The sequence below is a fragment of the Marisediminicola sp. LYQ85 genome, from assembly GCF_046600695.1.
GTDB lineage: Bacteria > Actinomycetota > Actinomycetes > Actinomycetales > Microbacteriaceae > Marisediminicola.
Map to the genome: position 1 here is coordinate 1272291 of NZ_JBKIWO010000001.1, position 22698 is coordinate 1294988.

Below are 22698 nucleotides of genomic sequence, written 5' to 3' on the forward strand. Positions count from 1 at the left end.
AGCACACCGACAGGTCCCTCATTCTACCGACGGTGCGGTTGTGCGACCCCGGTGGAGGGCCGGCGCGACCCGCGCGCCGACCCCCAGAACGGGGGTCGCGACATCCGCGTCCGCTCAGTCCGACGGAGTCTGCTTCGGAAGCGTGTTCTCGAGTTCGAACTCCCCCGTCGAGACGCTCGACACGATGTCGACGACGACGCTCGTGATGTTGTCGCGGCCACCCGACTCGAGGGCGGCGGCCACGAGGGCCTCGGCGGCGTCTTGCGGATCGGGGCCCTCGGCGAGGAGGTCGGCGATCTCGTCGTCATCGACCTCGCGCGTGAGTCCGTCCGAGCACACGAGCAAACGGAGGCCGGCGCGCACGGGGATCATCCACAGGTCGGCGACGGGGAGCGCGTTGAATCCCACGGCGCGCGTGATGACGTTGCTGTCGGGGTGGAACTCGGCATCCTCTTTCGAGATGAGGCCCGCATCGACGAGCTCCTGCACGACCGAGTGGTCGACGGTCACTTGTTTGAGCTCGCCGTTCTCGAACTGGTAGACCCGGGAGTCGCCGATGTTGAAGACGGCCCAGTAGGCCTCTCCCCCGTGCACCGTGAGCACGGCGCCCGTCGCCGTCGTGCCGACGCCCCGATCGTCGTCGTCCGCGGCGAGCGCGATGTCTTCGGTCGCGAGCTTGAGGGCCGTGAAGATCTCCTCAGGTTCGGCGAAGTCCTTCGAATCGACCTGTGAGAGGCGCGTCACGACCGCGCGGCTCGCGACGTCGCCGGACGAGTGCCCGCCCATGCCGTCGGCGACGACGAAGAACGGCGACTGCGCGAGGTAGCTGTCTTCGTTGAGCTGACGTTTGCGACCGATATCGGTGGCGGATCCCCAGGAGAGCGACAACGAGTCGTCGGCCGTTCCCGGGATGGTCAGGGTGTGTCGCCCTGAGCGGCCGATTTGCGTCAAGGAAAGAGCCTTTCGAGCGGGGGGTCTGAGGGTCGGACTCTCTCCATCGGGAGGATCTCGATGACGTTCTCGTCACCGATGTCGATGAGAGTCCCGGGGACGGCGACGATCGAGTCCCCCGGGCCGAGAGCCACTCGCACAGCTCCCGGAGAGGTCACCAGCGTACCGTTCGTCGACCTCAGGTCGGTGACGACGACGGACGCCCCCTGTCGTTCGAGCCTCACGTGGGTCGACGAGACCAGTTTTCCCGGCGACGTGACGGTCTCGAGCACGGGGACCACGTCGTCGACCACGCGGGGCAGACGCGGTGCCCGTCCCACGAGAACAGGGCGATCGAGTGATCGCGCGGGGCCATCGTTGAGACTCCACCGGTACGCGGCGATCGGGGCTCGCGAGTCGTCGATCCTGCCCGGCGGCACGCGGGTCGCAGACCGCGGAACCGGCACCACGGGCGGGAGCGGAAGCGGGGACGGAACCGGAACCGCGGTGGAAACCGGCGCGACGGCAGGTCGGATGACGGTGTCCTCGTCGAACTCGGCGGGGGCACCGGTGCCGCGCTCGGTGCCCGGCGCTCGCGGCACGAGAACGGTGTCGTCGTCGAAATCGGCTGGCCGCATCCGATCAGCCTACGGTCGGCCTACTCGCCGATGTACGACATCACGTGCTTGACGCGCGTGTAGTCCTCGAATCCGTAGGACGAGAGGTCTTTTCCATACCCCGAGTGCTTGAAGCCACCGTGGGGCATCTCGGCCACGAGGGGGATGTGGGTGTTGATCCACACGCACCCGAAATCGAGGCGTTTGGCGAACCGCATCGCGCGACCGTGATCGCGTGTCCAGACCGACGACGCCAACCCGTAGTGCACGTCGTTGGCCCACCGGAGCGCTTGCGCTTCGTCGGTGAATCTCTGCACCGTGATGACCGGGCCGAAGATCTCGTTCTGGATCGCGGCGTCGCTCTGCTCGAGTCCGGTGACGACGGTCGCCTCGAATAAGTAGCCCCTCTCACCCTGCCTCCGGCCGCCGACGGTCACGTCGGCGTGCGCGGGCAGGTCGTCGATGACCGATCGCACGCGACCGAACTGGTCGGCGTTGTTGAGCGCTCCGAAGAACGCCCGCTCGTCGTCGGGGGCGCCCGTGCGCGCGTTCTCGCCGGCCCACGCCGTGAGGGCGTCGACGAAGCGATCGTGCACGCTCTCGTGCACGAGCACTCGCGTCGCCGCCGTGCAGTCCTGGCCGGCGTTGAAGTATCCGGCGATCCCGATCCCCTCGACGGCCCTCTCGATATCCGCGTCGTCGAAGACCACGACGGGCGCCTTGCCTCCGAGTTCGAGGTGAACCCTCTTCAGATCGGATGCCGCGCTCTTCGCGACCTCCATCCCCGCGCGCACCGATCCGGTGATGGAGACCATCTGCGGAGTCGGGTGCTCGATCATCGCCGCCCCCGTCGTGCGATCGCCCGTGACGACGTTGAGCACTCCCGGGGGAAGGAACTCGGCGGCGACCTCGGCCAGGAGGAGCGTGGACTGGGGGGTCGTATCGCTCGGTTTGAGCACCGTCGTGTTTCCGGCCGCGATGGCGGGGGCGAACTTCCAGACGGCCATGTTGAGCGGGTAGTTCCACGGCGTCACTTGACCCACGACGCCGACGGGTTCCCTCCTGATGAAGGAGGTGTGGTCTGCCATGTACTCCGCCGCGGCGCGGCCCTCGAGGTTGCGCGCCGCCCCCGCGAAGAAGCGGATCTGGTCGACCGAGAGCATGATCTCGTCGGCGACGAGGGTGGCTCGGGGCTTGCCGGTGTCGAGCGATTCGAGGTCGGCGAACTCGTCGGCACGGGCTTCGACGGCGTCGGCGATCCGGAAGAGGGCGAGCTGGCGCTCCGCTGGTGTCGACTCGCTCCATCCGTCGAACGCCGAGCTCGCCGCCTCGTAGGCCGCGGCGATGTCGTCTCCGCTCGACACGGGCGACACCGCGTATGCGTCTTCGGTCGCCGGGTCGATCACCTGGAAGGACGACGTCGCCCGCGCCTCGACGTACTGCCCACCGACGAAGTTCTTCAGCTCTCGAGTCATGCGACCAACGATAGCCACGAGCCGCACACGACGCCAAGGTGGAACACCACTGATTTCGTCGTCGAATGGTCTGTGTAGTGCGGATCCGCTTGATGGGCGCCCCTTGCACTGACACAATCGGATCATGCCATCATCAAGCCGCCCGCCGGGACCCAAGCCCGCGCAACTCGACGACGTGTCGAAGGGGATCATCGAGCAACTGCAGACCGACGGTCGCCGGTCGTACGCCGAGATCGGCAAGGCCGTCGGGCTCAGCGAGGCGGCCGTGCGGCAACGGGTTCAGAAACTCACCGACTCGGGGGTCATGCAAGTCGTCGCCGTGACCGATCCCATGCAGCTCGGATTCTTCCGCCAGGCGATGATCGGGGTCCGCGTCGCGGGCGATACGACGAAGGTCGCCGAGAAGCTCAGCGAGATCGACGCCGTCGACTACGTCGTCTTGACGGCGGGCAGCTTCGACATCCTCGCCGAGATCGTGTGCGAGAACGACGACGAGCTCATCGAACTCCTCAACAAGCGCATCCGCAGCATCGAGGGCGTGCGCTCGACCGAGACCTTCGTCTATCTGAAACTGCAGAAGCAGTTCTACAACTGGGGAACGCGATAACCATGACGACGACGGAGACTCCCGCACTGCCCGCAGACGGCACGCCGTCGGACGCGGAAGCAATGCTTCAGCAGAAGGCCAAAGACCACCTGTGGATGCACTTCACCCGGCAGTCCGTGATGGAGGAGGGCCACGGGGTCCCCGTCATCGTCAAGGGTGAGGGACATCACATCTGGGACAGCCGGGGCAAGCGATATCTCGACGGCCTCAGTGGACTCTTCGTCGTCAACGCGGGCCACGGTCGCAAGAGACTCGCCGAGGTCGCGGCCAAGCAGGCGGAGGAGCTCGCGTTCTTCCCGCTGTGGTCCTACGCGCACCCGTCGGCGATCGAACTCGCTGATCGTCTCGCGGGCTACGCCCCGGGCGACCTCAATCGCGTGTTCTTCTCGACGGGGGGCGGTGAAGCAGTCGAGACGGCGTTCAAGCTCGCGAAGTACTACTGGAAGCTCCAGGGTCGCCCGACGAAGCACAAGGTCATCTCCCGTGCGGTCGCCTACCACGGCACACCCCAGGGCGCCCTCGCCATCACCGGCATCCCCGCGATGAAGGAGATGTTCGAGCCCGTCACCCCCGGAGGCTTCCGCGTTCCCAACACCAACTTCTACCGCGCGCCCGAGCACGCCGACGACCTCGACGCCTTCGGCCAGTGGGCGGCGAATCGCATCGAGGAGATGATCCTGTTCGAGGGGCCCGAGACGGTGGCCGCGGTCTTCCTCGAACCCGTTCAGAACAGCGGCGGATGTTTTCCGCCCCCGCCCGGATACTTCCAGCGGGTTCGCGAGATCTGCGACACCTACGACGTTCTGCTCGTGAGCGACGAGGTGATCTGCGCTTTCGGTCGCATCGGCGAGTTCTTCGCGTGCGACGCCTACGGCTTCGTCCCCGACATGATCACGTGCGCGAAGGGGATGACGAGCGGTTACTCCCCGATCGGCGCGACGATCGTGAGCGACAGGATCTACGAGCCGTTCAAGCACGGAGACACCGCGTTCTACCACGGCTATACGTTCGGCGGTCATCCGGTGTCGGCGGCCGTGGCCCTCGCCAACCTCGACATCTTCGAGGAGGAGAAACTCAACGAGCGGGTTCGACAGAACTCGCCGGTCTTCCGATCGACCCTCGAGAAACTCCTCGACCTCCCGATCGTCGGCGACGTGCGCGGAGACGGGTACTTCTTCGGCATCGAGCTCGTGAAAGACAAGGCGACGAAAGAGACTTTCGACGCCGACGAGTCGGAGCGACTCCTGCGGGGCTTCATGTCGAAAGCGCTCTTCGACGCGGGGCTCTACTGCCGTGCCGACGATCGCGGCGACCCTGTCGTGCAACTCGCACCGCCGCTCACGACGGGGCCGGAGCAATTCGACGAGATCGAACAGATCCTGCGGTCGGTGCTCACGGAGGCGTGGGCCAGGCTCTAGCGCAGAGGCACCCCGTGAGGTGATGCGCGCGGCATCCGGGTCACGCGAAGATGCGGGAGATCTCGGCGACGTCGTCCACGGAGGGCGACCACGCCGTCGACGCGGTCGCATTGGCGATGATCTGCTCGGGGCTCGTCGCTCCCGCGATCACGCTCGTGAGGCCCGGCTGGGCGAGCAACCACGCGAAGGTCGCCTCGAGCATCGTGACGCCGCGATCCGCGCAGAACACCGCGTAGGCGTCGAGGACATCCCACGGCGCGTTCTCGAGGATGTGCGGCCGGGTGTGCATGATCCGACTGTCGGCCGGCCCGCCTGAGCGTGAGAACTTACCCGTGAAGAGGCCGTTGTAGAGCGGGAAGTACGGGAGGAAGCCGAGGCCGTATGCCCGGACCGCGGGGAGCACGTCGCGCTCCACCGATCGCTCGAGCAGGCTGTATTCGTTCTGAGCCGAGACGAACGGTGTCGCCCCGCTCTGTCTGGCCACGAATTCGGCTTCCGCGATCTGCCAGCCCGCGAGGTTCGAGTGGCCGAGATAGCGGATCTTGCCCTCGCGCACGAGATCGTCGAGGACCGAGAGGGTCTCGTCGATCGGGGTGATCGGATCGGGCGTGTGCAGCTGGTAGAGGTCGATCCACTCGGTCTGCAGGCGGCGCAGCGATGCCTCGACGGCAATGCGCACGTAGCGACGCGACGCCCGCGCACCCCAGTCCGGCCCGTTCGCCCCCTGCATGTCGAGGCCGAACTTGCTCGCGAGCACGATGTCATCGCGGCGACCCGCGAGGGCCTTGCCCATGAGCGTCTCGCTCAGGCCGCGCTCCCCGCCGTAGATGTCCGCGGTGTCGAAGAGGGTGACCCCCGCGTCGATCGCCGCGTGCACGACCGCGTTCGTGCCCTCCTGGGTCTCGGTGCGCGTCTTCGGGCGTCCGAAGTTGTTGCATCCGATCCCGATCGTCGACACGACGAGGCCGGAGCGACCGAGCGGGCGGTAGTCGATGTCTGGCATGGCTCCAGCGTAGATCGCGCGGGGTCGGTGGGGCAGTGCCGGTGGGGACGTGCCGGTGGAGACGTGCTTCTTCTCCTCCCCGGTCGCCCTCCGCGGTGCACGACTCGCGATGTCCGATTCCCGCGATCCGCTGGTGTCGGGCGCGGCTACAGTCGTGCACATGACGACCACGATCTCCGCTCCCGAAAGCGGCTCCGCTCCCACCACAGGTTCTCCCGGCGAGTTCTTCGTCGCCCGCATGTCGAGCCCCCTCGGCCGCATCGAGGTCACGAGCGATGGTGAGGCTGTGACGGCTCTCGCGATCGAGAGCGGCGGCGCACTCCCCCACGACGGTGTCGACGACATCCCATGCGCGGTGCTCGATTCCGCGATCGCGCAACTCACCGAGTACTTCGCGGGCGAACGCACCACCTTCGATGTGCCCGTGGCGCTCGAGGGCACCCCGTTCCGTCGGGCCGTGTGGGAGCGACTGCAGGCCATCCCCTTCGGGGAGGTCGAGTCCTACGGGAGCATCGGCCGCGCGACGGGCCGTCCGACGGCGGGGAGAGCGGTCGGCGGCGCCATCGGAGCCAACCCGGTGCCGATCATCGTCGGGTGCCATCGCGTTCTCGCGACGAACAAGAAGATCACGGGGTACAGCGCCGGCGACGGCGTGCCCACCAAGGTCTGGCTCCTCGACCACGAGGGCATCGCCCACCGTTAGCGGCGCGCGGTCACCGAGCCGACCCTGCCACCGTGTTCGCGACCGCGAGATTCAGTTCACCCGGGCGGTCACCGAACTCGAGGTCGATTTCCGAGGCTGCCGCCCACGCGAGCAGCGAGTCCGTGTTCGCGTGGTCGATGCCGGCCTCGAGGATGCGCCGCACGAACTGGCCCTTCCCTTTCTTGTTGAAGTGGTTGAGGGCCCGGCCGACCCCGTCCTCCCCGCGAGCGACGACCCTCACGAACCACCGATCGGCGCCGCTTGCGAGCGGACCCATCGAGGAATACGACTCCGACCTCAGGTCGAGCACGAGCCCCGACGTCTGATCGAGGATGTGGGCGAGAGGCTCCCGCCACACCGACGCGAGAGACGAACCGGGCAAGCGCGAGTCGTGCGATAGACGATAGGCCGGAATGGGGTCGAGAGCACCGACGAATCCGAAGAGCGCCGAGTGGATGACGACGGCCTCTCCCGCGAGAGAACGCGCCTCGCTCGAGAGGGATGCCGAGTCGAGCGCGTCGTAGAGAACACCCGTGTAGCGGTCCACAGCGGCCATCGTGGCGCTCGACCCGAGGGCACGATTGCGATCGACCTCGACACGCTGCCCCGCGCTGAGCTTGAGAGCGGTGAGACCGCCCGAAATCGTGCGCGACACCGCGCGCAGACGCGCGATGGTCGCGCGCCGCACCGGCGTCAACTCGCGGTAGCTCAAGGCGTCGAGCGCGAGCCGCCGGTCGACGTCGCCACCGTCGCGCTTCGTCTCCGACGGAGGCAACAGAATGAGCATCGTCGTGCGGCGGATATTCGAGAAAGCGACGGCTCAGTCGGTGAGGAAGGCGAGAGCCGCCTCGGCGTTCGCCTGCACCGGCGCAGAGGTGTCGAGCGTGATGCGCTTGACCGCGGCGCTCGCACCCGTCCACTCGTCGTACTCGTCGAGGCTCTGCTCGACCGCGTGCCAATTGGGCTCGCCGGCGTGCGGCAGATTGCGATTGCGCGCGAGCAGTCGCGTGCGATGGAGTTCGCTGTCGGAACACGTCACCTCGACGAAGCGGAGCTCCGTGCCGTGCTTGCGGGCGAGGTCGACCCACTGCTCCCGAGCGGGCGCGACGGCGTTGACCGCGTCGACGACGATGCTCTGACCCGCGCCGAGCACAGACTCGGCGATCGTCTCGGCGACGAGATAGGCGGCGAGACCGGTCGGTTGGTCCTGCGCGATGCCCGCCTCGAGGATCGCGGCTTCGATCGGATCGACCGACACGACGGCGGCGCGCAATTGCGAGCCGATGAGCCCCGCCATCGTGCTCTTCCCCGTGCCGGGGAGTCCCGCCATCGCGATGAGCATGGGCTATGCCCGAACGAGTGCCGCGTTGCGCGCGACGATCGTGACGACATCCTGGGCCACCGAGAGGAAGCCGTCTTCCGCATTAGCGGTGATCGTGCTCCCGCCGACATCCGACACCCGCACCTCACCGGCCGCGAGGATCGCGAGGAGCGGCTCGTGACCCGGAAGGATCCCGATCTCACCCTCGGTCGTGCGTGCGACGACCATCGTCGCGCGGCCGGTCCAGATCTCCTGGTCGGCCGCGACGACGCTGACAGTCAGTCCGCCGCGAGCGGAGACGTCTGCCATGACTAGTCGTTCTCTTTCTGGATCTGAGCCCACTTCTCTTCGACGTCGGAGATCGATCCGACGTTGAAGAACGCCTGCTCGGCGACGCTGTCGAAGTCGCCCTTGACGATCGCGTCGAACGACTCGATCGTGTCTTTGAGCGGAACGGTCGATCCCTCGACACCGGTGAACTTCTTCGCCATGTAGGTGTTCTGCGAGAGGAACTGCTGGATGCGGCGTGCGCGCGAGACGGTGATCTTGTCTTCTTCGCTGAGCTCGTCGACACCGAGGATCGCGATGATCTCCTGCAGTTCCTTGTTCTTCTGGAGGATCTGCTTGACGCTCACGGCGACGCGGTAGTGGTCCTCACCCAGGTAGCGGGGGTCGAGGATGCGGCTCGTCGAGGTGAGCGGGTCGACGGCCGGGTAGAGGCCCTTCGACGCGATCTCGCGGCTGAGCTCGGTCGTCGCGTCGAGGTGGGCGAACGTCGTGGCCGGCGCGGGGTCGGTGTAGTCGTCCGCGGGAACGTAGATCGCCTGGAGCGACGTGATCGAGTGACCACGCGTCGAGGTGATGCGCTCCTGCAGGATGCCCATCTCGTCGGCGAGGTTCGGCTGGTATCCCACGGCCGACGGCATACGACCGAGCAGAGTCGACACCTCGGAACCGGCCTGCGTGAAGCGGAAGATGTTGTCGATGAAGAGCAACACGTCTTGCTTCTGCACGTCGCGGAAGTACTCCGCCATCGTCAGCGCCGAGAGGGCCACGCGAAGACGGGTTCCCGGCGGCTCGTCCATCTGGCCGAACACGAGCGCGGTCTTGTCGAAGACGCCCGCCTCTTCCATCTCCATGATGAGGTCGTTGCCCTCACGGGTGCGCTCACCGACACCGGCGAACACCGACACACCACCGTGGTCTTGCGCGACGCGCTGGATCATCTCCTGGATGAGCACGGTCTTGCCGACACCGGCACCACCGAAGAGGCCGATCTTTCCACCCTGAACGTAGGGGGTCAGGAGGTCGATGACCTTGATACCGGTCTCGAAGAGCTCGGTCTTCGACTCGAGCTGGTCGAAGGCCGGGGGCTTGCGGTGGATCGGCCAGCGCTCGGTGATCTCGATCTTCTCACCGTTCATGGTGCCGTCGGCGTCGGCGTTGAGCACCTCGCCGATGACGTTGAAGACCTTGCCCTTGGTGACGTCTCCGACGGGGACCGAGATGGCGGATCCGGTGTCGCGCACCTCCTGGCCGCGCACGAGACCATCGGTCGGCTTGAGCGCGATGGCGCGCACGAGGTCGTCGCCGAGGTGCTGCGCGACCTCGAGCGTGATCTCGGTGGCGTCACCGTCGATCGTGATGGTCGTCTTGAGCGCGTTGTAGATCTCGGGGATCGAGTCGTGGGGGAACTCGATGTCGACGACCGGTCCGGTGACGCGAGCGATGCGTCCGACCCCGGCCGGGGTCTCGGTCGAAACCGGCGCGATTGCGGTGTCAGTCATTGCTACTCATCTCTTCTTCTTAGGTCTCTGTCTACTACTTGGACGAGCTCAGGGCGTCGGCGCCGCCCACGATCTCGGCGATCTGCTGGGTGATCTCGGACTGGCGGGCGTTGTTGCGCAACCGCGTGTAGTCCCGGATCAGGGTGTCGGCGTTGTCCGACGCCGACTTCATGGCCTTCTGACGAGCCGCGTGCTCCGATGCCGCCGATTGCAGCATCGCGTTGAAGATGCGGCTCTCGATGTAGACGGGCAGGAGCGCGTCGAGCACGTCTGTCGCGTCGGGTTCGAAGTCGTAGAGCGGAAGCAGCTCGGTGTCGTCGGGTTGCTCGACACCCTCGACGACCTCGAGCGGAAGCAGTCGGACGACCTCGGGAACCTGCGTGACCATGCTCACGAAGCGGTTGTAGACGATGTGGATCTCGTCGACTCCGCCCTCGGACGCCGGCTGGATGAAGCGCGCCACGAGGGCGTCACCGATCTCCTTCGCGGTCTCGAACTGCGGCTGATCGGTGCTCCCGATCCACTGCTGCTCGGACTCACGACGGCGGAACGCGAAATACGCGACCGACTTGCGACCGACGAGGTAGTACACGACCTCTTTGCCCTGGCTGCGCAGGAGAGCCGTGAGCTCTTCGGCTGCCTTGATCGCGTTGGAGCTGAAGGCACCCGCGAGTCCCCGGTCCGACGCGAAGATGACGACCGCGGCGCGCTCGACCTTCTCCGGCTCCGTCGTGAGGATGTGATCGGTGTTGGAGTAGGTCGCGACCGCCGAGACCGCTCGCGTGACGGCACGCGAGTATGGTCCCGACGCGGCGACACGCTGCTGCGCTTTCTGGATGCGCGAGGCGGAGATCAACTCCATCGCCCTCGTGATCTTCTTGGTCGTCTGCGCAGATTTGATCTTCTGCGTGTAGACCCGGAGTTGTGCTCCCATATCAGCGGCGACCCTTGACGATTTTCTCCTGGTTCACGTCTTCTTCGTCGGCAGACTCGAACTCTTCCTTGCCGACCGAGGCGAGGGACTTGCCTTCGCCGGTCTGGAACTCGAGCTTGAACTTGTCGACACCCTCGCCGAGGGCGGTGACCGTCTCGTCGCTCAACACGTTGGTCTCACGGAGCGTCGAGAGCACGTCGGTGTTGCGACCGAGGTAGTCGATGAGCTCGCGTTCGAAGCGCAGGACGTCGGGAACGGGGACCTCGTCGAGCTTGCCGTTGGTTCCGGCCCAGATCGAGACGACCTGCTCCTCGACGGGGTACGGCGAGTACTGCGGCTGACGCAAGAGCTCGGTGAGTCGAGCACCGCGAGCGAGCTGGCGGCGGCTCGTGGCGTCGAGGTCGGAGGCGAACATCGCGAACGCCTCGAGCGAGCGGTACTGGGCCAGCTCGAGCTTGAGCGTTCCCGAGACCTTCTTGATCGACTTGACCTGAGCGTCACCACCGACTCGCGACACCGAGATCCCGACGTCGACCGCGGGGCGCTGGTTGGCGTTGAAGAGATCGGACTGCAGGAAGATCTGGCCGTCGGTGATCGAGATCACGTTGGTCGGGATGTAAGCCGAGACGTCGTTGGCCTTGGTCTCGATGATCGGGAGTCCCGTCATCGATCCCGCGCCGAGCTCGTCGGAGAGCTTCGCGCAACGCTCGAGCAGACGCGAGTGCAGGTAGAAGACGTCTCCGGGATACGCCTCGCGTCCCGGCGGACGACGCAGGAGGAGCGACACGGCGCGGTATGCCTCGGCTTGCTTCGAAAGGTCGTCGAAAATGATGAGAACGTGCTTGCCGTCGTACATCCAGTGCTGGCCGATGGCCGAACCGGTGTAGGGCGCGAGGTACTTGAAGCCCGCGGGGTCCGAAGCGGGGCTCGCGACGATCGTCGTGTACTCCATGGCTCCGGCGTCTTCGAGCGCGCCCTTGATCCCCGCGATCGTCGACCCCTTCTGCCCGATGGCGACGTAGATGCAGCGCACCTGCTTCGAGGGGTCTCCCGACTCCCAGTTGGCCTTCTGGTTGATGATCGTGTCGAGCGCGATCGCCGTCTTACCGGTCTGGCGGTCGCCGATGATGAGCTGACGCTGTCCGCGGCCGATCGGGATCATGGCGTCGATCGCCTTGATGCCCGTCTGCATAGGCTCGTGCACGCTCTTGCGCTGCATGACGCCGGGCGCCTGGAGCTCGAGAGCGCGGCGGCCGGTGGAGGCGACGTCGCCGAGTCCGTCCATGGGGTTTCCGAGAGGATCGACGACGCGACCGAGGTAACCGTCACCGACGGGCACGGAGAGGACCTCGCCCGTGCGGGTGACCTCCATGCCCTCTTCGATCCCGGTGAACTCGCCGAGCACGACGACACCGATCTCGTTCTCGTCGAGGTTCTGGGCGAGGCCCAGGGTGCCGTCGGCGAACTTGATGAGCTCGTTCGCCATGACGCCGGGGAGTCCCTCGACGTGGGCGATGCCGTCCGAGGCATCCGTGACGTAGCCGACCTCGGTCGTCGACGCCTTGCTCGGGTCGTAGGCCTTGACGAAGCCCTTGAGGGCGTCGCGGATCTCGTCTGGGCTGATCGTTACTTCTGCCATCGTTCTTCCTGTCTTATTCACGAGACCTTCGCGGTCTCGAATCCTGTGGGTGTGGACGCCGCAGCGTCCGCGTCAACCTGCGAGCTGGAGCCTGAGGTCGTTGAGTTTCGAGCTCACGCTTCCGTCGATCACGTCGTCGCCGACCTGAACGCGGATCCCGCCGATGACGGCGGGGTCGACTACGGGGTTGAGGCGCAATTGCATCCCGTAGGTCTTCGAGAGTCCCTGCTGCAGTCGCACGAGCTGCTGTTCGCCGATGGGCCTCGCGCTCGTGACCGTCGCGACAGCGAGGCCAGCCTGGTCGGCGACGACGGATGCCGCGTAGCGCACCGCCGCACCGATGCGGCGACCGCGAGGTTGCTGCACGAGCTGGCTGATGATGGCGAGAGTCTGCGGGGAGACTTTGCTCTGCAGGAGCGTCGTCACGAGCTGGACCTTCGATGCCGTGTCGCCGAGCTTGCTTCCGACAGCGAGTTCGAGCTCGGAGTCCGACCGCACCGCCGCGGCGAATGCGAAGAGCTCCGCCTCGATGTGCACCGCGGGGTCTGCCGACACGGCGGCCGCGCGGATGCCGATCTCCTCGATGCCCGCGAGCAGGTCGTCGTCGCTCGACCACCGCTTGCTCGCGGCCGAAGCCAGGAGACCGAGGGCGGTTGGCGCGAGAGACGAGGAGAACACGCGCTCGGCGATCGTGCGCTTGTCAGCGGCCTCGGTCGCCGCATCCGCGAGCAGCGCCCGCAGTTGAAGCGAACCACCGATAGCCCGAGCGGCTGCGAAGAGCTGCTCGGCAGTGGCCAGATCGACGCCGTCGCTGAGCGCGGAGAGTTCCGCTCTCGACGATTCGAGCGCTTGCCTGGTCGCTGACCCCATGACTACCTGCCTGTGTTCTCTGACGCCGTAGCGCTGTCGGATGCTTCGAGTTCGGCGAGGAACCGGTCGACCATCGCCGTCGACTTGGCGTCGTCGGAGAGGTTCTCCCCGATGACACCGGAGGCGAGGTCGATGGCGAGCGAACCGATCTCCGCACGGAGCGAAACGAGGGCGGCTTGACGCTCGGCCTCGATCTGCACGTGCGCGTTCGCCGTGATGCGAGCCGCTTCGTTCGCCGCTTGCTCTTTGAGCTCGGCGAGGATCTGCTGACCCTCGACGCGAGCCTGCTCGCGGATCTTCGCGGCCTCGGCGCGCCCCTCGGCGAGCTGAGTGTTGTACTCATCGAGTGCGGCAGCCGCCTCGGCCTGAACCGACTCGGCTTTCGCGATGCCGCCTTCGATCACGGCGGCACGGTCGTCGAGGATCGTGTTGACGCGCGGGATCACGAACTTCCAGAAGAAGACCATGATGAGCGCGAACGGCACGAGCGACCAGATGATGTCGTAGACCGCGGGGAAGAAGATCGCGATGCCCTCGGGCACCTCGCCTTCTGCGTGACTGGAGATGATCATGGGTCGGATCAGCCGATGAAGAAGAGGGCGACACCGATGAGGCCGAGGAGCTCGGCGAACGCGATACCCAGGAACATCGTGACACGGAGCTGGCCGGCCATCTCGGGCTGGCGCGCCATGGCCTCGACGGTCTTACCTGCGACGATACCGACACCGATTCCGGGGCCGATCGCGGCGAGGCCGTAGCCGATGGTGTTGATGTTTCCGGTGAGCTGGGCGAGGGTGACTGGATCCACTGTGGATTTCCTTTCATAGGGCGAGAAGACCGGTCGGTCTTCTCGTCGGTTCAGTGCTCTTCGGCGACGGACTGCTGGATGTAGACGGCCGTGAGCAGAGTGAAGACGTAGGCCTGCAGGATGGCGATGACGAATTCGAACAGGGTCATGACGACGCCTGCTGCGAGGGTGACGACACCGAACACGCTCAGGATGCCGAGGTCTTCGCCGGTGACGAAGAAGAAGTGGGTGGCGGAGAAGCACAGCACCATGAGGAGGTGACCGACGAGCATGTTGAGCATGAGTCGGAGCGACAGCGACAGCGGCCTAACGATGAACACGTTGATGAGCTCGACCGGGGCGAGGATGAAGTGCATCGGCCACGGCACACCGGGCAGGAAGAGCTGGTTGCGGAAGAACGAGAATCCGCCGTGCTTCTTGATGCCCGCGTAGATGAACGCCACGTAGACAGCGAGGGCGAACGTCAGCGGCATGATGAAGATCGACGTGCTCGCGATGTTGAGCGCCGGGATGATCCCGGTGAGGTTCATCGCGAGGATGCCGAAGAAGGTTCCCGTGAGCAGCGGCATGTAGCGGCGACCCACTTGTTCGCCCAACACGTCGTCGGCGAAGTTCGTCTTGACGAACCCGACGGCGAGCTCCACGAGCCCCTGACGCCGTGTCGGCACGCGACGCGCCTTGCGCAACCCGATGTAGAACAGGAGCAGCAGTACGGCGACGGCGAGGATGCGGACGAGAACGATCCGGTTCATCTCGAAGGGGGTACCGACGAAGAAGATCCCGGCCGGGAAGAACTCTTCGAGCCCCGGAGGATAGAAACCGTCGCCGCCAGCAGCAGAAGCCGCCAGCGCAGTTGATGTCGCGGTCATGAACAGAACCAACGGCAATGTCTCCTGTTGTGGCGGGCGCGGGCCTCGGGAGGCTTCGCGGAAGCTGACGGGGGAATGTAGGCCACCTCGTGAGAGGAATTTTGCGGCCGTGTAGAGCCTATCAATACTTGGGGTTGGTCATCGACCCGCGGGGTCTCCGGAACCCGCCGACTGGTCGACGTAGGGCATGCGCGATTTGAGCACGACGATGACATCCACGGCAAGGGTTCCCGTGACCGCCGCGACGATCGAGAAGAACAGCACGGGGCCGTTGACGAAGGGCTGGTCGCGCAAGAGCGCGAGGATGGCGATGAAGACGATCGCTTTGACGATCCACGCCCCGAGCACGGTCGCGAAGAACATGTTGACGCTCCCGTTCGAGGCGATCGCGATGCTTCCGATCGTGATGGCCGAGAGTGCCACCGTGATGCCGACACCGATCCCGGCGCTGATGAGCCCCGGCATCCCCGCGACGAGGTAGCCGACCCCTCCCCCGACGACGAGGATGGCCGCCGCGATGATGAGCGTGTAGGTGAGGATGCGACGGAATACTGTCGACGAGTTCATGGTGTCTCCGGGGTCGTGGTCGTCATGGTCGGTTCTTGCGCCGCAGGGCGTCGAGCACCGTCGAGGCCTCGGGGTTGTCGCGCACGACGTCGTCGAGCTCCCCCGTGGCATTCGCGGCTTCGTCGAGCGGGTCGAACTGTTCGGCGTGCGCTGCCGCGGTCTCCTCGGCCCCCGACCGCTGCACGGCTGCCTCGATCGCCTTGCGGCGCGTGAGCGGGGCGAGAGTGATGAGGGTGCACACGATGAACCCGACGACGATGAACGTGATCGACAGCCACGGCGGCAGGAACAGGAACGACAGGAAGCCTATGGAGACGACCGTCGTCCACGCGTAGAAGATGAGCACGGCGTGGAAGTGGCTGTGCCCCATGTCGAGCAACCGGTGGTGCAAGTGTTTGCGGTCGGCACTGAACGGTGATTTGCCCGCGCTCACGCGCCTCGAGACGGCGAGGGCGAAGTCGAGGAGCGGCACGACGAGCACGGCGAGGGGCAGCAGGATCGGCAGGAAGGCCGGGAGCAGTTGACGGCCCGACGTGATGATGCCCGTGTCGATCTGCCCCGTGACCGCGACCGCGGAGGCCGCCATGAGGAGCCCTACGAGGAGCGCGCCGGCATCCCCCATGAACATCTTGGCGGGGTGCCAATTGAGCGGCAGGAATCCGACGCATGCGCCGATGAGCACGGCACTGATGAGCGAGGCGAGGTTGAAGTACTCGGATTGCGTCTGGAGCGACGTGTTGAGGATGTAGCTGTAGACGAAGAACACGGCGTTGGCGATGAGCACGACGCCCGCGACGAGACCGTCGAGACCGTCGATGAAGTTGACCGCGTTCATCACGAGCACGACCGCGATGACGGTGAGCCCGAGCCCCAGGAGCGGCGGCACGATGAGCACGCCCTCGATGGGGAGGGTGACGAGCTGCACCCCCTGCGAGACCAGGATGCCCGCGGCCACGAGTTGTCCCGCGAGCTTCGTGAGCCAGTCGAGGTCCCAGACGTCGTCGGCGACGCCGATGAGCACGATCATGAACGCCGCGATGAGGATTGCGATGACGGGGCCGGGGTCGGAGAAGATGAGGTCGAACTGTCTGAGCTGCGACGCGACCCAGAACGCCGTGACGATGCCGAGGAACATCGCGACTCCGCCGAGCCTGGGGGTGGGGCGCGTGTGCACGTCGCGCTCGCGGATCTTCGGGTAGAGCCGGTAGTGCTGGCTCAGCTTGAGGATCGCGATGGCGAGAGTGAAGGTGATGACGGCGGAGATCCCCGCCGCGAGCACGTAGTAGGTGATGCTCACGAGGGCGATTCCGTCGACGGAGCCGAGCGCGCGAGGACCTCGAAGATCTTCTCGTCGGGGATCGCCCCGTGGCGCACGATCGTGACGGTGCCCCCCGGCTCCCCGAGACGCGTCGCGTCGACGATCGTCGACCCCGTCGCCGCGGTGCTCGCGGAGGCATCGCCTCCGTCGCGCGCGGCGGCGCCCGAGACACCGCTTGCGCCGCGCTCGAGGTAGACCGCGACGGAGTCGCCGAGCATCCGCTCGGCTTCGACGGCGGACATCGCCGCGGGCTCACCCGAGATGTTCGCCGACGAGACCGCGAGTGGTCCGGTCTCGGCGAGGAGTTCGAGGGCGAGCGCATCGTCGGGCATGCGCAGCCCCACGGTCCCCCCGGTCTCGCCGAGGTCCCACGCGAGGGAGGAGCGGGCGGGCACGATGACGGTGAGCCCGCCGGGCCAGAAAGCATCGACGAGAGCGCGGACGTCGTCGTGCACTTCCTCTGCGAGAGCATCGAGAGTCGCGACGCTCGGCACGAGCACGGCCACGGGGGCGGCGCGCGTGCGTCCCTTCGCGTCGAGGAGCCGTTGCACGGCCGCGGGCGAGAAGGCGTCGGCAGCGATGCCGTAGACGGTGTCGGTGGGGAACACGACGAGCTCCCCGCGCCCGAGCGCGACTCGTGCGAGGCGCATGCCGGTGAGGAGCTCGGAGTTGTCCGAGCAGTCGAAGATCGTCGCCATGTCGAGTACATCGTAGCCGCCGAGGGACGGACGACCGCGGAGCGCCGCCCCCGCGACCGGTCGACGGCGTGCGCGCGGGTGCCCGGATACACTCGGATCGCGCCGGACATCCCCGATTCGCGCTCGACTGCGAGGTCTCCGTGCTCCTGTTCATCTTCGACATGGACGAAGTGCTCTACCGCTACGACTGGCGCACTCGGATGGCGGCGCTCAGCCGGGAGGTCGGCCTGAGTGTCGACGAGCTCAAGGCCCGGTGGTGGCACGACACCGGGGAGCGCGCGGCCGAAGCGGGAGCCTGGACGACCTCGAGCGACTATCTCGCCGCGTTCGAGGCGGCGATCGGGCGTCGAGTCGACGAGCAGGCGTGGGTCGCCGCGCGCGCGAGCGCCATGGAGCCCATTCCGGCGTCGCTCGACGCCGTGCGTCTCGCCGCGAGGCTCGGACGCGTGACACTTCTGACCAACAACGGTGCTCTCACGGCACACCACCTGCCGACCATCGCTCCGCACCTCGTCGAGCTCTTCGGCGACCACTTGCACACGACGAGCGACTATCGGGCCCGCAAGCCCGATCCCGTCGTCTTCGAGAGGGTGCTCGAGGCATACGGGGTCGACGCGACCGACGCGTTCTTCGCGGACGACCTCGTTGAGAATGTCGCGGCGGCCGAGTCGGTCGGCATCACGGGGCACGTCTTCACGACCGGCGAGGAGATGTCCACCGCGATCACGGAGTTCGCCCGGGCGAGACCGGGCGACGAACGCGCCTAGCGGATGGCCGTGGTCGCGCGGTCGCGGCCGAGCAGGTCGGTGTGGGTCGCCGCCGCATTCCAGCCGTCGACGGTGAGGAGCTCTCGGATGTCCGCTCCCTGCACTTCGCCGTGCTCGAGCACGAGGGTGCCGCCGGCGCGCAGGAGGCGCCTCGCCGTCGCCGAGACGCTGCGCACGACGTCGAGCCCGTCGGCGCCGCCGTAGAGAGCGTGCTCGGGGTCGAAGAGCCTCACCTCGGGATCGCGGGGAACGGCTCCGAGGGGGATGTACGGCGGATTCGAGACGACGACGTCGACGGCGCCGTCGAGCTCGGGCAGCGCCTGCGCGAGGTCGACGAAGACAGGGGTCGCGTTGTCGGGTGCGATGCGCCGGAAGTTCTGTTTGGTCCACACGAACGCGCGCGCCGAGTTCTCGACCCCGTAGACGCGGGAGTGGCCGACCTCCGTCGCCATGGCGAGAGCGATGGCCCCCGACCCGGTTCCGAGGTCGACCCCGACAGGGTCGGTCGTGGCCGCTGCCGTGAGGGCATCGATCGCGTATTGCGCGACGGTCTCGCTTTCGGGGCGGGGCACGAAGACTCCCGGCCCCACGCGCAGCTCGATGGATCTGAACGGAGCGAGGCCCGTGATGTGCTGGAGGGGTTCGCGCGCGGCGCGCCGTTCGACGGCACTGCGGATGCGCGCACCCTCGGCCTCGGTCACGGCGGCACCCGCGAGTGCCGCCGCTTGCACTCGGCCGCGGCTCGCGTCGAGCACGTGGCCGATGAGCAGCTCGGCGTCGACATCGGGCGTCGCGATGCCCGCGCGCGTGAGAAGGGAGATCGCCGCCGAGCGCACCGCGGCGAGCTCGTCGCCGCTCACGCCGGGGAGTCTCCGAGTTCGGCGAGTCGCGATTCCTCGTCGGCGAGGATGCACGACTCCACGACGGGTTCGAGAGCCCCGTTCATGACGGCGTCGAGGTTGTAGGCCTTGTATCCCGTGCGGTGGTCGGCGATCCGGTTCTCCGGGAAGTTGTAGGTGCGGATGCGCTCCGAACGATCCATCGTGCGGATCTGGCTCTTGCGCACGGCGCTCGCCTCGGCATCCAACTCCTCCTGCTGGCGCGCGAGCACGCGGGCTCGAAGCACGCGCATTCCGGCCTCGCGGTTCTGCAGCTGGCTCTTCTCGTTCTGCATCGCGACGACGATGCCCGTCGGAAGGTGGGTGATGCGCACGGCGGAGTCGGTCGTGTTGACGGACTGACCGCCGGGGCCGCTCGAGCGGTAGACGTCGATCTTGAGGTCGTTGGCGCTGATGTCGACCTCTTCGGGCTCATCGACCTCGGGGAAGACGAGAACGCCTGCCGCCGACGTGTGGATGCGGCCCTGCGACTCGGTCGCGGGCACGCGCTGCACGCGATGCACGCCGCCCTCGTACTTCAGGTGCGCCCAGACTCCCTCGGCGGGGTCCGACGACGACCCTTTGATCGCGAGCTGCACGTCTTTGATGCCGCCGAGGTCGCTCGAGGTCTGCTCGATGATCTCGGTCTTCCAACGCTTCGACTCGGCGTAGTGCAGGTACATGCGCAAGAGGTCGCCCGCGAAGAGGGCGGATTCGGCTCCCCCCTCCCCCATCTTGATCTCCATGATGACGTCGCGTCCGTCGTTGGGGTCACGCGGGATCAGGAGACGCCTGAGCGTCTCCGACGCGCGCTCGTGCTCGGTCGTGAGCGCGGGGATCTCCTCGGCGAACGAGGTGTCCTCCGCAGCCATCTCCGTCGCGGCGGCGAGATCGTCGCCGAGCTGCTGCCACTGGTGGTAGACCGCGACGATGCGCGCGAGTTCCGCGTATCGCCGATTGACCTTCTTCGACCGAACCGGATCCGAGTGGAGAGCAGGATCAGCGAGCTGCTCCTGGAGCTCGTCGTGCTCGGTCAGCAGGGTCTGCACCGACTCGAACACGACTCAGTCCTTGTCTGTTCCCGGTGCCGCGGGCATCGACTTCTGAACCTGCATGAGGAACTCGACGTTGCTCGCGGTGTCCTTGAGCCTCGTGAGGACGAGCTCGAGGGCCTGCTGGGTCTCGAGTCCGGCGAGCGCGCGGCGCAACTTCCAGTTGATCTTGGTCTCGTCGGCGCCCATGAGCATCTCTTCGCGACGGGTACCTGAGGCGTTGACGTCGACCGCGGGGAAGATGCGCTTGTCGGCGAGCTGGCGCGAGAGGCGCAACTCCATGTTGCCCGTGCCCTTGAACTCCTCGAAGATCACCTCGTCCATCTTGGAGCCCGTCTCGACGAGAGCGGTCGCGAGGATCGTGAGCGAGCCACCGTCTTCGATGTTGCGGGCCGCGCCGAAGAAGCGCTTGGGCGGGTAGAGCGCCGACGAGTCGACACCGCCCGAGAGGATGCGCCCCGACGCGGGAGCCGCGAGGTTGTATGCGCGACCGAGCCGCGTGATCGAGTCGAGCAGCACGACGACATCGTGGCCGAGCTCCACGAGTCGCTTCGCGCGCTCGATCGCGAGCTCGGCGACCGTCGTGTGATCTTCGGCCGGGCGGTCGAAGGTCGAGGCGATGACCTCGCCCTTGACGGTGCGCTGCATGTCGGTGACCTCTTCGGGTCGCTCGTCGACGAGAACGACCATGAGGTGCACCTCGGGGTTGTTCTTGGCGATCGCGTTCGCGATGGCCTGGAGCACGAGGGTCTTGCCCGCCTTGGGCGGCGAGACGATGAGGCCGCGCTGACCCTTGCCGATGGGCGAGACGAGATCGATGATGCGCGTCGTGAGCTTGCCCGACTCGGTCTCGAGGCGCAGTCGCTCCTGCGGGTAGAGCGGGGTCAGGTTGCCGAATTCGACACGCTCAGCCGCTTCGTCGACGGGGAGACCGTTGATCGAGTCGATCTTGACGATCGCGTTGTACTTCTGGCGACCGTTGTTGTCGTTCTCGCGGGGCTGGCGGATCGCGCCGACGACGGCGTCGCCCTTGCGCAAGTGGTACTTCTTCACCTGTCCGAGGGAGACGTAGACGTCGTTGTTGCCCGGCAGGTATCCGCTCGTGCGAACGAACGCGTAGTTGTCGAGCACGTCGAGGATGCCCGCGACGGGGATGAGCACGTCGTCGTCGCTGATCTCGGGCTCGAAATCGTCTCCCGAACCGGGGCCGCGGCGCTTGCGGTCGCGATAGCGTCCGCGGCCTCCACGCTCGTTGTCACCCTCGCCCTGCTGACGGTCACGGTCGTTCTGGTTCTGCTGGCGGTCACCGCGATCGTTCTGCTGGCGGTCGCCCTGTTGGCGGTCGTCGCGGTTGGAGTCGCGGTCGCCGCGACCGCGGCCACGGCGACGTCCGCCCTCTTCCGGCTGTTCGTCGGTCGCGTCGTTCACGGCGGCATCGTTCTGCTGGCCGTTCTTCTGCTGGCCGGCCTGCTGGCCGTTCTTCTGCTGGCCGTCGTTCTGCTGGCGGTCGCCGTTCTGCTGGCGGTCGCCGCGGCCACGGCCACGACCACGACCGTTTCGCTGCGGCTGCTGGTCGTCGGAGTCACCGTTCGACGAGTCCGACGAGGTCGGCCCCTCGGGGAGCTCGACGGGCACCTCGACGTTCGTGGCGCGGCGGCCGCCCTGGCGCGAGCGACGCGGAGGCAGTTCCACCTCGGGGATGGTCGAGCCCGACGCCGAACCCGCGCCCGTCGAGGCGTCCGATCCGGACGTTGCAGCGGAGTCGGACGTCGCCGTCGAGTCGGAGGATGCAGCGGAGACATCCGAGTCGGAGAGGCCGTCGAGGATCGCGGATGCGGCGCCCGCGTCGGCCGAACGGCCGGCATCGGTGCGGTTCACGTGGCCGAGTGCCGGGAGGCGCTCGTCGGACTGGGCGGGAGCGGCACTCGTCGCGGGCGCGACGTCGGCCGCCGGCTGCTCGGCGGTCACGATGACTCCCGCCGCGGCACTCGCGCGGCGCGGGGCGCGCTTGCGGGCGGCCGGCGCGGAGACCGCTGCGGCGTCTGCCGCGTCGGTCGTGGCGGGCACGCTGTCGACGCTCACGGGGATCTCGGTGGGCGCCGGGGCGCCCGACCCGGCCTCGGTCGACGACGTGGTCGACGGAGCTGAGCCGGGGTTCTGGTTCTGGATCTCGGTGATCGCGGCGACGAGGTCACCCTTGCGGAGTTTGGAGGTTCCGGCGATGCCGAGGCTCGACGCGAGGGCTTGCAGTTCGGGGAGGCGCATGGCGCTCAGAGGGGCACGGTCGTTGACGTCAGACACGGAGTATGGTCCTTTTCTCCCGCACGAGAAGGTGACGGGGGGAAGCTCATCGCGAGCAGCGACTGGGCGTGGTGCACAGTTCTGACTGCGCCGGCGGGATCCGCCGAAAGCGATTGCTGATGGAAAGTGCTCCGGG

General features: G+C 67.0%; 24 protein-coding genes. 4 read left to right on the top strand and 20 right to left on the bottom strand.

Annotation, left to right across the window (positions count from 1 at the left end):
* Positions 1-114: 114 nt before the first annotated feature.
* From ACLHG5_RS05895 to ACLHG5_RS05905, 3 genes are read right to left on the bottom strand one after another with little or no spacing between them, the layout of a single operon-like run.
* Positions 115-951 carry a PP2C family protein-serine/threonine phosphatase gene (locus tag ACLHG5_RS05895; RefSeq protein ID WP_411315081.1) on the bottom strand — a complete coding sequence of 279 codons (837 nt, stop codon included), beginning with the start codon at positions 949-951 and terminating at the stop codon, positions 115-117.
* Complete coding sequence (locus tag ACLHG5_RS05900; protein ID WP_411318106.1) at positions 948-1568, bottom strand: FHA domain-containing protein; 621 nt, start codon at positions 1566-1568, stop codon at positions 948-950. Before ACLHG5_RS05900 ends, ACLHG5_RS05895 begins: the two co-directional genes overlap by 4 nt.
* Positions 1569-1588: 20 nt before the next feature.
* Positions 1589-3022, bottom strand: coding sequence for an aminobutyraldehyde dehydrogenase (locus ACLHG5_RS05905; RefSeq protein ID WP_411318107.1), 1434 nt, complete (start codon positions 3020-3022; stop codon positions 1589-1591).
* Between the two features lie 124 nt (positions 3023-3146).
* Here ACLHG5_RS05905 and ACLHG5_RS05910 point away from each other — a divergent pair, with 124 nt between their 5' ends.
* Together ACLHG5_RS05910 and ACLHG5_RS05915 are read left to right on the top strand one after the other, a co-directional pair.
* A complete protein-coding gene (locus ACLHG5_RS05910) occupies positions 3147-3629 on the top strand; it encodes an Lrp/AsnC family transcriptional regulator (protein ID WP_411315078.1) in 483 nt (160 codons plus the stop codon).
* A 2-nt stretch (positions 3630-3631) separates the two neighbouring features.
* Positions 3632-5047, top strand: coding sequence for an aspartate aminotransferase family protein (locus ACLHG5_RS05915; RefSeq protein WP_411318108.1), 1416 nt, complete (start codon positions 3632-3634; stop codon positions 5045-5047).
* Between the two features lie 40 nt (positions 5048-5087).
* On the opposite strand, the gene ACLHG5_RS05920 is transcribed toward ACLHG5_RS05915, so the two are convergent.
* On the bottom strand, positions 5088-6050 hold the full coding sequence (locus ACLHG5_RS05920) for an aldo/keto reductase (protein WP_411318109.1): 963 nt from the start codon (positions 6048-6050) through the stop codon (positions 5088-5090).
* A 160-nt stretch (positions 6051-6210) separates the two neighbouring features.
* Between ACLHG5_RS05920 and ACLHG5_RS05925 the strand changes: the two genes are divergently transcribed.
* Complete coding sequence (locus ACLHG5_RS05925; protein WP_411318110.1) at positions 6211-6753, top strand: methylated-DNA--[protein]-cysteine S-methyltransferase; 543 nt, start codon at positions 6211-6213, stop codon at positions 6751-6753.
* 10 nt (positions 6754-6763) lie between these two features.
* On the opposite strand, the gene ACLHG5_RS05930 is transcribed toward ACLHG5_RS05925, so the two are convergent.
* From ACLHG5_RS05930 to ACLHG5_RS05990, 13 genes are all read right to left on the bottom strand, one after another.
* Complete coding sequence (locus tag ACLHG5_RS05930; RefSeq protein ID WP_411315074.1) at positions 6764-7540, bottom strand: YaaA family protein; 777 nt, start codon at positions 7538-7540, stop codon at positions 6764-6766.
* 33 nt (positions 7541-7573) lie between these two features.
* The gene (locus ACLHG5_RS05935; RefSeq protein WP_411315073.1) at positions 7574-8095 is read right to left on the bottom strand and encodes an AAA family ATPase; all 522 of its coding nucleotides are present in this window, start codon (positions 8093-8095) and stop codon (positions 7574-7576) included.
* A gap of 3 nt (positions 8096-8098) precedes the next feature.
* A complete protein-coding gene (locus tag ACLHG5_RS05940; RefSeq protein WP_411315072.1) occupies positions 8099-8383 on the bottom strand; it encodes a F0F1 ATP synthase subunit epsilon in 285 nt (94 codons plus the stop codon).
* Between the two features lie 2 nt (positions 8384-8385).
* Positions 8386-9861 (bottom strand): F0F1 ATP synthase subunit beta, encoded by a 1476-nt coding sequence (gene atpD / locus ACLHG5_RS05945; protein ID WP_411315071.1) that lies wholly within the window; start codon positions 9859-9861, stop codon positions 8386-8388.
* A gap of 34 nt (positions 9862-9895) precedes the next feature.
* The gene (locus ACLHG5_RS05950; protein WP_411315070.1) at positions 9896-10795 is read right to left on the bottom strand and encodes a F0F1 ATP synthase subunit gamma; all 900 of its coding nucleotides are present in this window, start codon (positions 10793-10795) and stop codon (positions 9896-9898) included.
* Position 10796: 1 nt separating this feature from the next.
* Entirely contained in the window at positions 10797-12434 is a 1638-nt protein-coding gene (gene atpA, locus ACLHG5_RS05955) for a F0F1 ATP synthase subunit alpha (protein ID WP_411318111.1), read from the bottom strand.
* 72 nt (positions 12435-12506) lie between these two features.
* Positions 12507-13304: a F0F1 ATP synthase subunit delta gene (locus ACLHG5_RS05960; RefSeq protein WP_411318112.1), complete on the bottom strand. Its 798-nt coding sequence runs from the start codon at positions 13302-13304 to the stop codon at positions 12507-12509.
* Between the two features lie 2 nt (positions 13305-13306).
* Positions 13307-13876: a F0F1 ATP synthase subunit B gene (locus tag ACLHG5_RS05965; protein ID WP_411318113.1), complete on the bottom strand. Its 570-nt coding sequence runs from the start codon at positions 13874-13876 to the stop codon at positions 13307-13309.
* Positions 13877-13884: 8 nt separating this feature from the next.
* The gene (gene atpE, locus ACLHG5_RS05970; protein ID WP_411315066.1) at positions 13885-14112 is read right to left on the bottom strand and encodes an ATP synthase F0 subunit C; all 228 of its coding nucleotides are present in this window, start codon (positions 14110-14112) and stop codon (positions 13885-13887) included.
* A gap of 50 nt (positions 14113-14162) precedes the next feature.
* Entirely contained in the window at positions 14163-14981 is an 819-nt protein-coding gene (atpB, locus tag ACLHG5_RS05975) for a F0F1 ATP synthase subunit A (protein WP_411318114.1), read from the bottom strand.
* Positions 14982-15119: 138 nt separating this feature from the next.
* Positions 15120-15548, bottom strand: a complete 429-nt coding sequence (locus ACLHG5_RS05980) for a hypothetical protein (RefSeq protein WP_411315064.1) — start codon at positions 15546-15548, stop codon at positions 15120-15122.
* A gap of 22 nt (positions 15549-15570) precedes the next feature.
* Positions 15571-16839, bottom strand: a complete 1269-nt coding sequence (locus tag ACLHG5_RS05985) for an MraY family glycosyltransferase (RefSeq protein WP_411316288.1) — start codon at positions 16837-16839, stop codon at positions 15571-15573.
* A gap of 2 nt (positions 16840-16841) precedes the next feature.
* The gene (locus ACLHG5_RS05990; RefSeq protein ID WP_411315063.1) at positions 16842-17564 is read right to left on the bottom strand and encodes an L-threonylcarbamoyladenylate synthase; all 723 of its coding nucleotides are present in this window, start codon (positions 17562-17564) and stop codon (positions 16842-16844) included.
* A gap of 140 nt (positions 17565-17704) precedes the next feature.
* Here ACLHG5_RS05990 and ACLHG5_RS05995 point away from each other — a divergent pair, with 140 nt between their 5' ends.
* Positions 17705-18331: an HAD-IA family hydrolase gene (locus tag ACLHG5_RS05995; protein WP_411318115.1), complete on the top strand. Its 627-nt coding sequence runs from the start codon at positions 17705-17707 to the stop codon at positions 18329-18331.
* On the opposite strand, the gene prmC is transcribed toward ACLHG5_RS05995, so the two are convergent.
* Genes prmC through rho form a run of 3 tightly spaced genes read right to left on the bottom strand, consistent with a single transcriptional unit; the run spans position 18328 to position 22526 of the window.
* Complete coding sequence (prmC, locus tag ACLHG5_RS06000) at positions 18328-19191, bottom strand: peptide chain release factor N(5)-glutamine methyltransferase (RefSeq protein ID WP_411318116.1); 864 nt, start codon at positions 19189-19191, stop codon at positions 18328-18330. The genes ACLHG5_RS05995 and prmC overlap by 4 nt on opposite strands.
* On the bottom strand, positions 19188-20270 hold the full coding sequence (gene prfA, locus ACLHG5_RS06005) for a peptide chain release factor 1 (protein WP_411318117.1): 1083 nt from the start codon (positions 20268-20270) through the stop codon (positions 19188-19190). Before prfA ends, prmC begins: the two co-directional genes overlap by 4 nt.
* A 3-nt stretch (positions 20271-20273) precedes the next feature.
* Positions 20274-22526: a transcription termination factor Rho gene (gene rho, locus ACLHG5_RS06010; RefSeq protein ID WP_411318419.1), complete on the bottom strand. Its 2253-nt coding sequence runs from the start codon at positions 22524-22526 to the stop codon at positions 20274-20276.
* Between the last annotated feature and the right edge of the window lie 172 nt (positions 22527-22698).

What these genes read in the sequence shown, in the direction of transcription:
- ACLHG5_RS05900 (WP_411318106.1), bottom strand. Translation starts at nt 1,568, where the DNA reads ATGCGGCCAGCCGATTTCGACGACGACACCGTTCTCGTGCCGCGAGCG.
- ACLHG5_RS05980 (WP_411315064.1), bottom strand. Translation starts at nt 15,548, where the DNA reads ATGAACTCGTCGACAGTATTCCGTCGCATCCTCACCTACACGCTCATC.
- ACLHG5_RS05935 (WP_411315073.1), bottom strand. Translation starts at nt 8,095, where the DNA reads ATGCTCATCGCGATGGCGGGACTCCCCGGCACGGGGAAGAGCACGATG.
- atpB (WP_411318114.1), bottom strand. Translation starts at nt 14,981, where the DNA reads ATGACCGCGACATCAACTGCGCTGGCGGCTTCTGCTGCTGGCGGCGAC.
- ACLHG5_RS05960 (WP_411318112.1), bottom strand. Translation starts at nt 13,304, where the DNA reads ATGGGGTCAGCGACCAGGCAAGCGCTCGAATCGTCGAGAGCGGAACTC.
- rho (WP_411318419.1), bottom strand. Translation starts at nt 22,526, where the DNA reads ATGCGCCTCCCCGAACTGCAAGCCCTCGCGTCGAGCCTCGGCATCGCC.
- atpA (WP_411318111.1), bottom strand. Translation starts at nt 12,434, where the DNA reads ATGGCAGAAGTAACGATCAGCCCAGACGAGATCCGCGACGCCCTCAAG.
- ACLHG5_RS05905 (WP_411318107.1), bottom strand. Translation starts at nt 3,022, where the DNA reads ATGACTCGAGAGCTGAAGAACTTCGTCGGTGGGCAGTACGTCGAGGCG.
- ACLHG5_RS05910 (WP_411315078.1), top strand. Translation starts at nt 3,147, where the DNA reads ATGCCATCATCAAGCCGCCCGCCGGGACCCAAGCCCGCGCAACTCGAC.
- ACLHG5_RS05920 (WP_411318109.1), bottom strand. Translation starts at nt 6,050, where the DNA reads ATGCCAGACATCGACTACCGCCCGCTCGGTCGCTCCGGCCTCGTCGTG.
- atpD (WP_411315071.1), bottom strand. Translation starts at nt 9,861, where the DNA reads ATGACTGACACCGCAATCGCGCCGGTTTCGACCGAGACCCCGGCCGGG.
- ACLHG5_RS05950 (WP_411315070.1), bottom strand. Translation starts at nt 10,795, where the DNA reads ATGGGAGCACAACTCCGGGTCTACACGCAGAAGATCAAATCTGCGCAG.
- ACLHG5_RS05930 (WP_411315074.1), bottom strand. Translation starts at nt 7,540, where the DNA reads ATGCTCATTCTGTTGCCTCCGTCGGAGACGAAGCGCGACGGTGGCGAC.
- ACLHG5_RS05925 (WP_411318110.1), top strand. Translation starts at nt 6,211, where the DNA reads ATGACGACCACGATCTCCGCTCCCGAAAGCGGCTCCGCTCCCACCACA.
- ACLHG5_RS05990 (WP_411315063.1), bottom strand. Translation starts at nt 17,564, where the DNA reads ATGGCGACGATCTTCGACTGCTCGGACAACTCCGAGCTCCTCACCGGC.
- ACLHG5_RS05915 (WP_411318108.1), top strand. Translation starts at nt 3,632, where the DNA reads ATGACGACGACGGAGACTCCCGCACTGCCCGCAGACGGCACGCCGTCG.
- ACLHG5_RS05965 (WP_411318113.1), bottom strand. Translation starts at nt 13,876, where the DNA reads ATGATCATCTCCAGTCACGCAGAAGGCGAGGTGCCCGAGGGCATCGCG.
- ACLHG5_RS05940 (WP_411315072.1), bottom strand. Translation starts at nt 8,383, where the DNA reads ATGGCAGACGTCTCCGCTCGCGGCGGACTGACTGTCAGCGTCGTCGCG.